Source organism: Alistipes sp. CHKCI003, from assembly GCF_900021155.1.
GTDB classification, from domain to species: Bacteria; Bacteroidota; Bacteroidia; order Bacteroidales; family Rikenellaceae; genus Alistipes; species Alistipes excrementavium.
Genome location: NZ_FCNT01000059.1, coordinates 110,078 through 124,267, shown reverse-complemented (window position 1 = coordinate 124,267; position 14,190 = coordinate 110,078). Strand labels below are relative to the sequence as shown.

11 protein-coding genes and 4 tRNA genes are annotated in these 14,190 nt (G+C 59.3%); 6 read left to right on the top strand and 9 right to left on the bottom strand.

Annotation, left to right across the window (positions count from 1 at the left end; genetic code table 11):
* Window positions 1-49: 49 nt before the first annotated feature.
* The 5 genes from BN3659_RS08145 to BN3659_RS08125 form a co-directional block, all read right to left on the bottom strand.
* Window positions 50-122 (bottom strand) — tRNA-Gly (locus BN3659_RS08145).
* Between the two features lie 109 nt (window positions 123-231).
* Window positions 232-314 (bottom strand) — tRNA-Tyr (locus BN3659_RS08140).
* Between the two features lie 49 nt (window positions 315-363).
* Window positions 364-437: transfer RNA gene (locus BN3659_RS08135), tRNA-Thr, on the bottom strand.
* A gap of 301 nt (window positions 438-738) precedes the next feature.
* A complete protein-coding gene (locus BN3659_RS08130; protein WP_141682537.1) occupies window positions 739-1,635 on the bottom strand; it encodes a helix-turn-helix domain-containing protein in 897 nt (298 codons plus the stop codon).
* Window positions 1,636-1,848: 213 nt separating this feature from the next.
* On the bottom strand, window positions 1,849-2,115 hold the full coding sequence (locus BN3659_RS08125; RefSeq protein WP_004330071.1) for a type B 50S ribosomal protein L31: 267 nt from the start codon (window positions 2,113-2,115) through the stop codon (window positions 1,849-1,851).
* Between the two features lie 152 nt (window positions 2,116-2,267).
* Here BN3659_RS08125 and BN3659_RS08120 point away from each other — a divergent pair.
* Window positions 2,268-2,341 (top strand) — tRNA-Ile (locus BN3659_RS08120).
* A 108-nt stretch (window positions 2,342-2,449) separates the two neighbouring features.
* Here BN3659_RS08120 and BN3659_RS08115 read toward each other — a convergent pair.
* On the bottom strand, window positions 2,450-3,970 hold the full coding sequence (locus BN3659_RS08115) for a DHA2 family efflux MFS transporter permease subunit (RefSeq protein ID WP_091536100.1): 1,521 nt from the start codon (window positions 3,968-3,970) through the stop codon (window positions 2,450-2,452).
* Window positions 3,971-4,207: 237 nt separating this feature from the next.
* Here BN3659_RS08115 and BN3659_RS08110 point away from each other — a divergent pair, with 237 nt between their 5' ends.
* The 4 genes from BN3659_RS08110 to hydF all read left to right on the top strand — a co-directional run bounded on the left by BN3659_RS08110 (window position 4,208) and on the right by hydF (window position 9,802).
* Window positions 4,208-5,650, top strand: coding sequence for a monomeric [FeFe] hydrogenase (locus tag BN3659_RS08110; protein ID WP_091536072.1), 1,443 nt, complete (start codon window positions 4,208-4,210; stop codon window positions 5,648-5,650).
* Window positions 5,651-5,670: 20 nt separating this feature from the next.
* A complete protein-coding gene (gene hydE / locus BN3659_RS08105) occupies window positions 5,671-6,711 on the top strand; it encodes a [FeFe] hydrogenase H-cluster radical SAM maturase HydE (protein WP_091536070.1) in 1,041 nt (346 codons plus the stop codon).
* Between the two features lie 180 nt (window positions 6,712-6,891).
* Window positions 6,892-8,310: a [FeFe] hydrogenase H-cluster radical SAM maturase HydG gene (gene hydG / locus BN3659_RS08100; protein ID WP_091536069.1), complete on the top strand. Its 1,419-nt coding sequence runs from the start codon at window positions 6,892-6,894 to the stop codon at window positions 8,308-8,310.
* A 313-nt stretch (window positions 8,311-8,623) separates the two neighbouring features.
* The gene (gene hydF, locus BN3659_RS08095) at window positions 8,624-9,802 is read left to right on the top strand and encodes a [FeFe] hydrogenase H-cluster maturation GTPase HydF (protein WP_091536067.1); all 1,179 of its coding nucleotides are present in this window, start codon (window positions 8,624-8,626) and stop codon (window positions 9,800-9,802) included.
* A 423-nt stretch (window positions 9,803-10,225) separates the two neighbouring features.
* On the opposite strand, the gene BN3659_RS08090 is transcribed toward hydF, so the two are convergent.
* Window positions 10,226-10,780: a hypothetical protein gene (locus BN3659_RS08090; RefSeq protein ID WP_141682536.1), complete on the bottom strand. Its 555-nt coding sequence runs from the start codon at window positions 10,778-10,780 to the stop codon at window positions 10,226-10,228.
* Window positions 10,781-11,200: 420 nt separating this feature from the next.
* Entirely contained in the window at window positions 11,201-12,073 is an 873-nt protein-coding gene (locus tag BN3659_RS08085) for a Cbp1 family collagen-binding glycoprotein adhesin (RefSeq protein WP_091536064.1), read from the bottom strand.
* Window positions 12,074-12,433: 360 nt separating this feature from the next.
* Between BN3659_RS08085 and BN3659_RS08080 the strand changes: the two genes are divergently transcribed.
* Window positions 12,434-12,802: a DUF3127 domain-containing protein gene (locus BN3659_RS08080; RefSeq protein ID WP_091536062.1), complete on the top strand. Its 369-nt coding sequence runs from the start codon at window positions 12,434-12,436 to the stop codon at window positions 12,800-12,802.
* 241 nt (window positions 12,803-13,043) lie between these two features.
* Here the strand turns inward: BN3659_RS08080 and BN3659_RS08075 are convergent, their stop codons facing one another.
* Complete coding sequence (locus tag BN3659_RS08075; protein WP_091536099.1) at window positions 13,044-14,156, bottom strand: FKBP-type peptidyl-prolyl cis-trans isomerase N-terminal domain-containing protein; 1,113 nt, start codon at window positions 14,154-14,156, stop codon at window positions 13,044-13,046.
* Between the last annotated feature and the right edge of the window lie 34 nt (window positions 14,157-14,190).

The following is a 14,190-nucleotide window of genomic DNA, read 5'->3' as shown; positions in this document are numbered from 1 at the left end:
AAACCGCCGGAATGAAGATCTGCACCACGCGCATCGTTTGAATTTTGTGAGCGGAAGACGAGACTCAAACTCGCGACCCTTAGCTTGGAAGGCTAATGCTCTATCAACTGAGCTACTTCCGCAAAAATACACCGCATCCGAGTTCACCTGCTCCGCCGTTACGCGAGAGAGTCCGACTGGCGGGCTCCGGGCGACGGCAGGTTTGCAACTCCGACCGGCTTCTCTTTTTCGTGGGAAGTGATGGATTCGAACCACCGAAGGCGTAAGCCAGCAGATTTACAGTCTGCCCCATTTGGCCACTCTGGTAACTTCCCGAATTTTCCTAATCTCCGCCGCTGCTCCGCCCCTGCGCATCGGCTTCCGAGCCGATGGAGGGATTCGAACCCCCGACCAGCTGATTACAAATCAGCTGCTCTGGCCAACTGAGCTACATCGGCATTCTCACCCTTTTGGATTGCAAAAGTAGGTATAAAAAATTTAACGGCCAAATATTCAGCCATAAATTTTTCATCAACAAACTCCTCTCAAAGAACGCGGCTTTTCCGCCTTTGCTCACAGGCGAAATCGGGTGCAAAGATAGAAAAATTATTCACAACTCACAATTTGCGAAACACAATTTTCCATTTTCCCGAAAATATTTTTCACTGCGGCGCTTCACCTATTATATATACCGGTGCATGCACATTACGCCACGCACCTCTGTCATCCCCCGATCGCCCCTCCGCATGCGGACGTACGTCATCCCTCGCGGATCGAGTCGATCAGTTGTACGGGCGTAGCTTGCAGATAGGTTTTGCAGAATCGGCTGAACTGCGTGTAATACTTGAAACCGTATTTGGACATCAGGACCTTCGTATTGTCTTCGCCGTCGCGGATGTCGGCGAAGATCTTGAGGGCTTTCTGCCGCATCATCCAGTGGTAGACGCTGTCGTCGAAGTGCTCCGAAAAATGCCGTTTGAAGGCCGAAAGGCTCATGCCGGCCAACGAAGCCAGCTCGCCGACGCTGGCGGCTTTGTCGTAGTTGTTGCATACGAACACCCGGAAATTGTCCTGCGGCTGGATTAGCGACTGGAAGAAATAGGCATGTTCCGCAGAGGTGTAGAGCACTTTAATCATCATGAAGAGCTCGGCCGCCTTCATCCGGTGGAAATGGACGCATTCCGTCAGCGCTTCGACCTCGAAAAAAGCCGCCAGCATCCGCGCGATGACGGGATGCAGGTTCAGCGCAGGCGCAACATCGGTCGGCACGACGCTATCGTGCGGCATCTCGCGGTCGAAAATATCCGATTCGCAGAACTCGATGCGGTGCATCATCGACAAGAGCACGATATGTGCATCCGTTACCGCAGTCATCGCAAAAACCGTCCCCCGCTGCAAGCAGACGCAATTGTGCGCGGAAAAGGTGCGTTGCAATCCGTTGCGGTCCTCGATCCGTATCCCGCCTTCGAGCACGAAGAGAATCCGCACGAGGCTGTCGGCCGGAAAAGAAATCCGGTCTCCCGCAACCACGGTCCGCTGCGTAAAACGGCACGAAGCGGACTCGCCGATGCGCCGGTAGGGCGCAGGAAACGTACGGCAACTGCTGCAATCGGAACCGCAAATCTTTTTCGACGCCGGCACCGTATCTTCGATCATGGAACTCTTCGGTAGCATTTCAAAAAACAACGTAAAGTTTCCGAATCCCGTATTCCGGTCCGCGATTCGCCCGTTTCCGCTCTCCACGCCCGCAAATGCGGGCGGGCGCTCCGCCCCTCCCAGAAAATCGACCGCAGGGAACGACGATTGCGAAGGAATAAAACGAAAGGAAGCCTTTCGGGCTTCCTTGTTCCGTTTCCGAGCACGCGGACCCTATTTGGCCGCTTTCTTGTCGTAGCGTTTTGCGTAGCGGCTCATAAACTTATCGACGCGACCGGCGGTGTCAACCAACTTCATCTTGCCCGTATAGAACGGGTGGGAGGTGTTGGAAATTTCCATCTTATACACGGGATAGGTTTCGCCGTTCACTTCGATGGTCTCTTTTGTCGAAACGGCGGACCGGCACAAAAACACGTGGTCGTTGGACATGTCCTTGAACGCCACTAAACGATAATTCTCGGGATGAATACCTTTTTTCATTCGTTTGTTTTTGTTAATTAGTACTAATCGTGGCGCAAAGGTAACAAATAAAATCCAATTTGCAATCCGCCCCGAGTTTTTTCCCGATATTTTTTGCAAATCCCGCGTAAATGGCTACTTTTGTGCACTCGCAATGCGGCCCCGCCGCAGACGGGCCCATAGCTCAGTCGGTCAGAGCAGCGGACTCATAATCCGAAGGTCGTGGGATCATGCCCCTCTGGGCCCACACGAAACGCCGGCGGTCTGCACGGAGGCGGATCGCCGGCGTTTTTCCCGGTCGCGGGAGCAGTTCACGTCCGCCGGCCCGCGTAAAGGTCGCACGACATGCGGTTTCTCAACCCGACTGTCCGTCCCCAGCGCGGCTCCGCTGCGCACGGGCAGCTTCCGAAACGCCGGAACCGGCCGCGGCAGTCTCTTCCGCATCCGTTTTTTTCCTTTTCCTGCGAAACACCCATATGAGCGGCAGCACCGCAGCGAGCGTTACCCAGACCACGATCCCCAGCGCATCCGTAATCCCTTCCACATAGGTCTGGGCCGAAGAGACCTCTTCATGGACCGTATGATAGGCCGTCCGCGAAGAGAGAACGGCCGTCAGCACCGCAATGCCGAAGCTGCCGGCGAGTTGTTTGATGCTGTTCGAAATGCCTGCGGCGGCGGCCATGTCGCGCTGCGCGAGGTTGTGCAGGGAAAAGAGGTTGAGCGGCGCGAAAGTGAGGCCCATGCCGAAACCGCGGATGTAGAGCACGAAAAGAATATGCCGGTGGGTGGTATGGAGCGTGAAGCGGCTGGCAAGGTAGAAGCTGAGCGCCAGCAGCAAAATACCCAGTGCCGCGAGAATCAGAGGTTTGACGTAACGTGTAAGGTATCCCGAAACCGCCGAAAGCACGCCTTGGATGAGCCCTACGGGCAGGAAGACGCTTCCGGCCATCAGCGCCGAATAGCCCAAGCCCCGCTGCATGTAGAGTGGCAACAGATACGTTCCGCCGAGCATCCCGACCGAAAAGAGGGTCAGCACCGCCATCGAAATCCCGAAGTTGCGCTCCCCCAACAATCTGATCCGCAACAGCGGCGCAGGATTTCTCAACTCCGTAACGACGAAAAACGCGAACGCGGTAGCCGCTGCGGCGAAACAGACGACGACCTCGGGAGAAGCCCAGCCGCGGGGATTGGTCGGAGAGTTTCCGCGGGCCAGCGCATATATGGTCAGGGGCATGAAGAAGACGACCGACAGAAATCCTTTCCAGTCGAAAGGAGGCTCCGACGGGCTTTTCCACTCCTTCTGGATGGCCATCGACAGCAGCACGGCCGCGAGGCCGACCGGCACGTTGACATCGAAAATCTTGTGCCAGCTGTAGGCGTCGACCAGATAGCCACCCAGCAGGGGCCCGAACGAAATCGACGCCGCAGCGGCCATCGCCCACAGTCCGAGTGCGAGACCGCGCTCCTCGGGGCGGAACTCGCGGGTTACGATCGCAAGGCCGAGCGACTGGATGATGCCGCTCCCGAATCCCTGCACGGCCCGTGCCGAGATCAGAAACACATCGCTCGAAGCGCGGCCGCAGAGCCATGATCCGAACGTGAAGAGCAGCAGGCCCACGACATATACGCGCCTGTTTCCGTAGCGGTCGGCGAACCATCCGGCCGACGGCAGCATGACGGTCATCGTAATCATGTAGGCCGTAACGACCCATTCGGCCGTCGAGATGCCGATCCCGAACGACGACATGATCGCGGGCAGCCCGACGTTGACCACCGTTACGTCGAGCACGGCCATGAACGTTCCGAGCATGACGAGGCCCAGAATCCACCATTTGTAGCCGCGGCTCTGCCGGATATGTTCGCGCAGACTGGTCATCGGGGTGCGGAACGTCAAAAAAAATGCCATCCCCCACGACCGTCCGGCCTCTGCGGACAAGGCTCCCGCAGAACGTACGCCGTCTGCGACCGGAAACTACGGACCATAGCGAACGACGGCTCTTTTTCGAACGGTTCGAAACATTTTTCGCCGATTTGGTTTCATTTTCCCAGCAGAATCTTTGTCCGAAGGCCGATAAACCCTTATCTTTGCCGGCGTAACCCGAACCAACAAATTATGGCCATCAAAAATAACGTGATGATCGTTCGTCAGAAACTACTGACGAAACTCATCGAACTCTGGAAAGAGGACCAGTTGGTCGCAAAGATCGACCGCCTGCCGCTCGAACTCAGTCCGCGCAACGCCCAGCCCAAGGGGCGCTGCTGCATCCACAAGGAGCGCGCCGTCTGGAAATACAAATCGCTGCCCCTGCTGGGCTACGACATGACCGACGAAACCGACGAACTGACACCCTTGTCGGACTATGCGCGCCGTGCGCTCGAACGCGACCGGAACCTCAAGGAGAACATCATGTGCGTGATCGACGAGGCCTGTTCGTCGTGCGTAAGGATCAACTACGACATCTCGAACCTCTGCCGCGGCTGCGTGGCTCGCGCCTGCGCGCTCAACTGTCCGAAGAACGCGATCGACTTCAACAAGGAGACCGGTCAGGCCCGCATCGACCACAGCCTTTGCGTGAGCTGCGGCATCTGCCACAACAGTTGTCCCTACCACGCGATCGTCTACATCCCCGTTCCGTGCGAGGAGGCGTGTCCCGTGCAGGCCATCTCCAAGGACGAGCACGGCGTGGAGCACATCGACGAGAGCAAGTGCATCTACTGCGGCAAATGCCTCAACAGCTGCCCCTTCGGTGCCATTTTCGAAATTTCGCAGGTCTTCGACGTGCTGCAAAGCATCCGCCGCGGCGAGAAGCTCGTGGCCATCGTCGCGCCGTCGATCCTCTCGCAGTACAAGGTCCCCGTCGAACAGTTCTACGGCGCGGTCAAAGCGATCGGCTTCACCGACGTGATCGAGGTGGCTCAGGGGGCGATGGACACCATTTCCCACGAGAGCGAGGAGCTGGCCGAGAAACTGGCCGAGGGGCAGCCTTTCATGACCACGTCGTGCTGTCCGTCCTACATCGAAATGGCCGAGAAACACGCCCCCGATCTCAAAAAATACATCTCTTCGACCGGCTCGCCCATGTACTATGCGGCCCGCATCGCCCGCCGCAAGCATCCCGACACCAAGGTGGTATTCATCGGCCCCTGCATCGCCAAACGCAAGGAGGCCCGCCGCGACGAGTGCGTGGACTACGTGATGACCTTCGAGGAGATCCACTCCGTATTGAGCGGACTGGGCATCGAGTTCAGCGAAGCGCAGACCTACGAAATGGCCTTCACCTCGATCCGCACGGCCCACGGCTTCGGACAGAACGGCGGCGTGATGGCGGCCGTGCAGGCCCATGTCGACGGCAAACTGCAATTCGCAGGCTTGCAGGTAGCGAACCTCACCAAAAAGAACGTCAACCTGCTGAAGGCATACGGCAAAACGGGCAAGGCGCCCGCCCAGTTCATCGAGGTGATGGCCTGCGAGGGAGGCTGCATCTCGGGGCCGTGCACCCACATCGCCTACGATCAAGGCAAAATACAGTTCAACAGAGAGCTGGCCAAAAGATAACCCACCGCAGAAGAGGGCTTATGACGAGAGAGCTGGCCGAACGTCTGCGGCGCGAGCATACGCTCCGTCCCGAAGAGTACCGCAGGCTGCTCGAAGCCTGCGACGAGGAGACGTTCGGCTATTTGCGGGCCGCGGCCGCAGAAACGGCCCGCGCCCGATTCGGCAACGGCATCTACGTCCGCGGTCTCGTCGAGATCGGCAGCCGGTGCCGCAACGACTGCCGCTACTGCGGCATCCGCCGCAGCAACCGCCGCGCCGAGCGCTACCGGCTCACGCCGGAGACGATTCTCGATTGCTGCCGGACAGGCTACGGACTCGGATTTCGCACCTTCGTCCTGCAAGGGGGCGAAGACCCCGCATGGGACGACGGCACGCTCACGGCGCTGGTCGCCGAAATCCGCCGCCGCTGGTCCGACTGCGCCATCACGCTCTCGCTGGGCGAACGGAGCGTAGCCTCCTACGAAGCGCTCTTCCGGGCCGGTGCCACGCGCTACCTGCTGCGCCACGAGACGGCCGACCCGCAACTTTATGCGGCGCTCCATCCCGCCGAGATGTCCCATGCGCGGCGCCTCGCCTGTCTCGAAACCCTCCGCCGCATCGGCTATCAAACCGGGACGGGCATGATGGTCGGCGTGCCGGGCCAAACGATCGGGACGCTGGTCGAAGACCTGCTGCTGATCGAACGGCTGCGGCCTCAGATGATCGGAATCGGACCTTTTCTGCCCCACGGCGACACGCCGCTGGGGCATGCGCCGGCCGGATCGCTGCGGCTCACGCTGCTGCTGCTGGCCATCCTGCGCCTGATGCGGCCCGCGGCACTCATACCCGCGACCACGGCGCTGGCGACCCTCTCGCCCGAGGGACGCCGTCTGGGTATCCTCTCGGGAGCGAACGTCGTGATGCCCAACCTCTCGCCTGCGGCCCAGCGGGCCAAATACGCCATCTACGAACACAAAGCCGCCTTCGGCTGCGAAGCCGCCGAGGGTTTGGCCGCACTCGAACGGGAGCTCGCCTCCGTCGGCTACCGCATCGACTATGCGCGCGGCGACTACGAAGAATGAATAGAACGGACGACACCATGCGACTTCGCCCCGCCGGACGCCCCGGCCGCGGTCCTCGTTCGCCGCGTCGGCGTCGTTCGGTCCGCGCGCCGAAGACACGGCACGGCACGCGGCCGGCACTACCGGCCGTCCGGACAAATTCGCATGCAGAGACCGAATAACGAAAGAAAAAAGCATACCATGTATCGCACAGATTCAGACAAAGCCGCCGAGTTCATCGACGACGCAGAGATCGGCCGGACGCTGGAATATGCCGCCCGCAACCGCAACGACGAAGCGCTCGTGTCCGAGATTCTCGACAAGGCCGCCGAAGGCCGGGGCCTCGGCCACCGCGAGGCGGCCGTGCTGCTCGAATGCGACCGTCCCGAGCTGACGGAGCGCATGTTCGCGCTCGCACGCGAGCTCAAGCGGCGCCTCTACGGCAACCGCATCGTGATGTTCGCCCCGCTCTACCTTTCGAACTACTGCGTGAACGGCTGCGTCTACTGCCCCTATCACGCCAAGAACCGCACCATCCCGCGCCGCAAGCTGACGCAGGACGAAATCCGCCGCGAGGTAACGGCTTTGCAGGACATGGGCCACAAGCGACTGGCCGTCGAAGCGGGCGAACACCCCACGAAAAATCCGATCGAGTACATCCTCGAATCCATCGACACGATTTATTCGATCCGCCATCGCAACGGCGCGATCCGCCGCGTGAACATCAACATCGCGGCTACGACCGTCGAAAACTACAAACGGCTGCACGACGCCGGCATCGGCACCTACATCCTCTTCGAGGAAACCTACCGCCGCGCGGCCTACGAAGCGCTCCACCCCACCGGCCCCAAAAGCGATTGGGCCTACCACACCGAGGCGATGGACCGCGCCATGCAGGGCGGGATCGACGATGTCGGCATCGGCGCGCTGTTCGGTCTGACGAACTATCGCTACGACTTCGTCGGCCTGCTGATGCACGCCGAGCACCTCGAAGCCCGCTACGGCGTGGGGCCGCACACGATCAGCGTCCCGCGCATCCGTCCTGCGGACGACATCGACCCCGCGGACTTCCCCGACGCCGTTACGGACGAAGTGTTCCGCCGCATCGTGGCCGTGCTGCGTCTGGCCGTACCCTACACGGGGATGATCGTCTCGACGCGCGAATCGAAACGTTCGCGCGAGCTGGTGCTCGACGTGGGCATCTCGCAGCTCAGCGGAGGCTCGCGCACGAGCGTCGGCGGCTATGCCGAAGGCGAGGAGGACGCCGAGGAGTCGGCGCAGTTCGACGTCTCGGACACGCGCACGCTCGACGAGGTGGTGGCGTGGCTGCTCGAACTGGGCTACATCCCCAGCTTCTGCACGGCCTGTTACCGCGAGGGACGCACGGGCGACCGCTTCATGTCGCTCGTCAAGAGCGGCAAGATCGCCGACTGCTGCGGACCGAATGCGCTGATGACCCTGCGCGAATACCTCGAAGACTATGCTTCGCCCCGCACGCGCGTGCTGGGCGAACGCCTCATCGCCCGCGAAGTGCCCCTGATCCCCACCGAGAAGATCCGCCGCATCACGGCCGAACGCCTCCGCGAGATCGCAGGCGGCAAGCGCGACTTCCGCTTCTGAGGATCCGCGGAAACGCCGTCATGCGATCGACGCGATTTCGAACGCCCCGGCCGTCCGCCGCCCCGCTCATTCGCCGAGACGGGTACAGCGGCGAGGTTACACGACGATCGCCGCAGAGGGAAAACGAAAGCCGAAAAGGAGACGTTCCGACAAGCCGCACCGGCCGGGTTTTCCCGCAGATCGTCCGAACGGAAAAGCGCGAATACCGGGACGCAGATCGGCCGCCGCCGAACACGGAACGATAAAAAGAGAGCCATTACCGACCGGGGCGAGGCAGGAATCCCCCTCCTTCGACCCGCAAATATACGACGACATGAACGATACACCCGCATCCGAACGATTGCACATCGGATTCTTCGGCCGCTGCAACAGCGGCAAGTCCTCGCTCATCAATGCGCTGACGGGACAGTCGGTCGCCGTGGTCTCCGACATTGCGGGCACCACGACCGACCCCGTCTCGAAGGCGATGGAGCTGCCCGGCCTCGGCGCCTGCCTCCTGACCGACACTCCGGGATTCGACGACACGGGCGCACTGGGCCCCCAGCGCATCGAGCGGACGCTCCGGGCCGCGGACCGCACGCAGATCGCCGTGCTGCTTTTCGGCGAAGGCGACTGCGCCGCCGAGCTCGACTGGCTCGGGCAGTTCCGGGCCCGCGAAATCCCCGTCATCGCCGTCCTCGCGCAATGCGACCGGCTGACCGATCCCGCCCGTGCAGCTCGCGCCGTCGAGGAGCGCACCGCCCTGCCCCCCCTCTGCGTAAGCGCCGCGACGGGGCAGGGCATCGAAGAGCTGCGGCGAGCGCTTGCCGCAGTGCACCGGGACGAACCGCGCGAGATCACCGCAGGAGTGGCCGAACAGGGCGATACCGTGCTGCTGGTGATGCCGCAGGATGCCCAAGCCCCCAAAGGGAGGTTGATTCTGCCGCAGGTGCAGACGATCCGCGAACTGCTCGACAAAGAGTGTACGACGATATGTTGCACGCCGCAGGGCATGAGCGCGGCACTCGCGGCGCTCGCCCGTCCGCCGAAGCTGATCGTTACCGACTCGCAGGCGTTCGAGGCCGTCTACCGACAGAAGCCCGCCGCGTCGCGGCTCACCTCCTTCTCCGTACTTTTCGCCCGCTACAAGGGCGACATCGACGCTTTCACCGACGGGGCTGCCGCCATCGGACGCCTCACCCCCTCGTCGCGCGTGCTGATCGCCGAAGCCTGCACCCACGCTCCCCGGACGGAGGACATCGGCCGGGTGAAACTGCCAGCGATGCTGCGCAAAAAGATCGGAGCGGAACTTCGCGTCGACGTGATTTCGGGAGCCGATTTTCCGGACGACCTCACCCCCTACGACCTCGTGATCCACTGCGGGGCCTGCATGTTCAACCGGCGTCATGTGCTCAACCGCATCGCCCGGGCTCGGGCCCAATCCGTTCCGATCACCAACTACGGGGTAGCCATCGCCGCTCTCATCGGTATTCTCGACCGGATCGAATACTGATTCCGCACCGAACGCGAACTGCCGGCGACTGCCGGAACATACGTCCTGTTGCATACCCCGCAAAACGACCGACCGAATTCCGATACCCCGGCGAAACGGTATTTCGCACCGGACAGACCGATCCGGGCTATCGAAACGAATGGAAGAATCAGGCAACTATTTCCAATAAGAAAATAGCCGTCGTATTCTTCGAGCGAGAAGGTATCGTAACCTTGACCGCGCAAAAAGGCTTCGGCCTCTTCGAAAGTCGGAACGGCACCGGAAAGAGTGTCGGCCGCCCGAGTGAGGGCGCCCTCACTCGGATCGGACTGCGGGACAAAAACAGACTCGGTTTCATCGGACTCGCCGCATCCGACGAGACCGAAACCGGTCAAAGAAACAAATAATGCGGCAAGAAGTCTTCTTTTAAGATTTATAATTCAGTCAATAGAGGTTGGTAATTCCAGTAACATAAGAACTGTTGACGAACATCACGCCGAGACGATATGTCGGTGTACGGTAAAAGACCCCCTCTTTCTCTATGGTGAGGTAAAACTCGTAATCGCCACCTTCCGGTACGGGCAACATGATCTCTGTACACTCCATCTCCAGACCAAGGTCGGGTATGGCGAATAAGTGAAAATGGAGTTTGGCGGAAGACGACAGGGACAAATCGGCCGGCGGGTACTCCGTAGAGTAAATGTCTTCCCAGACATCGAATCTTTTGTCGGAAACGAAGTGAACCGTAGCGGTCGATTGGTCGAAAACAGATACGAGAGGGGTCTGGAAGGGAAAGTAAAAAAGCATGGTAATACTCGAATTGCTTTGATAGACTGTAAAATTAGCTCCACGAAGCTGCTGCTTGGTTATGCCTTTTAACCCCTCCAATACCGTGTATTCGGGTTCTGCAGTTTCGGATTTTTCGCAGGAAACGGACAATACCGCACAACCGAGAGTTACCGACAAAAACAAACCGGAAAAGAATGATCGAGTTTTCATACTATTTATCATTGGGTTCGAAAAATTAAATTTAATACTTCAATGAGCATACATCCGATAGACAAGATAATCATTCATTTCCACACATTCAAAATTTATCGAGGCCGTCCAACGAGTCTCAGACGGTACTTTCTCGTTCGTACTGCAATCGGGAATTTTCCCGAACAGGCGATTACCGAAGGGTCAAAAACTTGTCGGACAGCCCATTTACATGGTTGACGCTCATAAGAACAAAGAAAAACAAAGAGGACTTTCCGGCACCGGTATCGGAATCAACCGGCCCCACTCATTCAGACGATCGTATGCCTCGGCAACTGCCCGCTGTGCCGAACCGCCGTACCCCTGCCCGGGTACCGATCCGTTGTCTCTGCGCATCGTCCGCAAGCCGAAACGGCCGATCGTATTACGCGGCCAATGCCTTTATTTATAGCTGACGATCAGAATCTTCGACGCCTCCCAAAACCGTTCGGGATCGAGAATGCGAAGCGATTCGACCGTCTTGCCCTCGCCTTCGATCAGCCGGTACGAATCCTCCGGATGGCTCGTTACGACCGTAACGTTCTTATGCCCCACGGGAATCTCATCCAGAAAACGGGAATCGCCCTTGGTGAAACTGTCGAGATTGCGCTTTTCGTTGACGGTCAGCGTACGGCCGATGAATCCCGATTTGCGGACGATCTGCGTATCGAGCAACTCTTTCTGCGGTCCGACGATGTAGTACACCGCATACAGACGCGCCGTCTTATCCGCCACGTCGGCCTCCAGTTCGCCCTTCTCGGTCGTCAGCACTTCGAGCCGCTCACCCTGCTCGATCACCTGCGTCGAGAGGGTCTCGACCTGCACGCCCATCTGTGCGAGCTCCTTCTTCAGCGACCCCACCTCCCGGTTCTTTACATCGAGCTGCGCGGCGAGGTTCTCGATCATCCGCTCCAACCCCTCGATGCGTACATGGGCCTTGCGCAACTGCGCGGCCGAACGTTCGAGCGCTTCGATCTTCATACGGTTGTCCAGCAAGAGTTTGTCGATCGCAGCTATGTCTTCGTTGATCTGCTCCGCAGGACGTTTGCCGCTCTCGCCGTTGCCGACCGTCAGAATGTTCTCGCGCGTCTTGATCGCCGAGAGATTGTCCGAAATGGCATTCACGGCCGCGAAGACTTCCCCCAGCAGCGAATCCTTTCGATCGAGCGCCGCGGCGAGCGAATCCCGTTGAGTCTCGATCCTCTCGGCCGTTCCACGGCTCACGCACGACGCAAAACACGCCGCACACAGCAATACGAAACAAATTTTTTTCATAACGGTTTCAAAAAGTTTTACGACCTTGCCTGCCTCGACGACAAATATAAGCTATATAACGATACGTCGAACGCCCGGCTGCAAAAAACCGCCCCTTCGCGACACCCCGGCGGCTCCCGGGGATTTTCCGGCAATTTTCCGGAGCACCCCCATCGAAACGGAGTGTTGGGCCGCCACCCCTGCTACGCGGCGGCCCGGCACCACCGCCGAGAGCCGCCGCCGATCGGCTGGAAATCAGCCCGCGGCGAAACTGCAAGCCGACACCACGTCCCGATCCGCATCATCAAAAAAAGAGCCGAGCTGCCCGTTTTCACACAAAAAAACGCTATCTTTGCTCCACGAAACTTAATACGCTGAACTATGGAATTCGAAGGAACCGTTTACAAAATACTGCCCCTCACGAAGGGGACGTCGGCACGCGGCGACTGGCAGCGGCAGGATGTGGTATTCGAAATGAACGAAGGGTCGTTCGCGCGCAAAATCTGCGTTACATTCTTCAACAAGCCCGACGATGTGGCACGTCTGCGCGAAGGCGCCGCCTACAACGTCTCGGTGAACGTCGAATCGCGCGAATACAACGGCCGCTGGTACACCGACGTGCGTGCTTGGCGGCTCCAGCCCAAGCAGGAGCAGACCCCGCCGGCAGCTCCCGCCGGCGGCATGCCGCCCATCGTCGAGGAGCCCTCCTACGCTTCATCGCCCGCCGAAGTAGACGATCTGCCGTTCTGACACAGACACGGCGTCCCCTTCCTCCGGCAGTTAAGCCGGGGAAAGGCCGTCCAAACGAGTTTTTTCTCTTCGGAAACTACCACTCGGGAAACACCCGAACAGCAGCAGTACGAATAAGGGGGGGGGACAAGTTTTTTTAACCTTCTGAGAATTGCGTATTCGGAAAAGTTCCCGATGAGCAGTACGAATAAAAGGGGCTGTCCAAGATTTGTTAGACAGCCCCTTTTATCACGCGTTCGGCTTATTTTATCTTGACCTCCTCCAATGCGGGGACTTTGACGGCTTTCGTCGTGTCGATCTCGACATAAGGTTCGACGTCGATCAGATCCACGTCGAAGCGGAGCGCTTCGTTGGGGCCGATCAGATTGCCGGCACCGCGCTGGCCGTAGGCCAGATCGGCAGGCACCCAGAGGGTGATCTTACCGCCCTTGCCGACGAATTTCATGCCTTCGGTCCATCCCTTGATGACCTGATTGAGCGGGAAGTCGATGGGCTCGTCCTTGTCGTAATCCTCGGGGAAACGTTTTTTGAGCATCTCCTGCATCTCGGGTGTCTTATCGGCAAAACGCGATGCATCGAAAACCACTCCCTTGCGGGTCGTGCCCTTGTAGTGCACCTTCACGCGGTCGCGGTTATCCTTGGCCATCACCGACGTGTCGCCCAGCTTCTCGATCTTGTAGAGCAGTCCCGACTCGGTCTTATGAACGCCCGATTTCTTGGCCGTCTTCTCCAGCCACTCGGTCGAGGCTTTCAGGTTCTCGGCAGGAAGTTTCTCCATATAATAATATCGGATGTAGTCCTGCATCTGCTGCTCGCTCATCCGAGCCTTGCCGCCGCGGACCTCCTTCATCGCTTCGAGCACCCAGACGATCTGCACGGGAACTCCCGCCTGACGGATGCTGTACCCCCAGTTGTTGCCGAACGCATACGAAATCGAATCGCGCTCGCCGTCGGATGCGAAAAGCGACGGATCGCTGCCGTACTCGACCTTCGTCGTGTCGCCGTTGGCGCGGCGGATGCTGTCGGCCTCGGCACGCTGCGCACGCAGCGCTTGCAGGCGCGGGAAGCGCTTCGTCATGAAATAGGTGCGGAGCTGCTGCATCATCTGTTCGCGGTCGACCTTCACCTTGTTCAGCGCACCGTCCTCCATACCTTCGTCGAAGCGCGCATAATCGAACGGAATATCGCTCAGATCGCGGTCGATGCCGTAGCCGATATTCGCTCCGATCGCATAGGAAAGCGAGTCGAACTCGCCGGAGAGGCTGCCCATACGGACGCCGTCCTTATCGCTGCCGCCGCAGGCAGTCAGCATGGCGGCACAGACCATCGCTGCGCCAAAAAGTGTTTTTTTCATCGTGGTAACCATTATGTTTTAACTGTTTATCCGC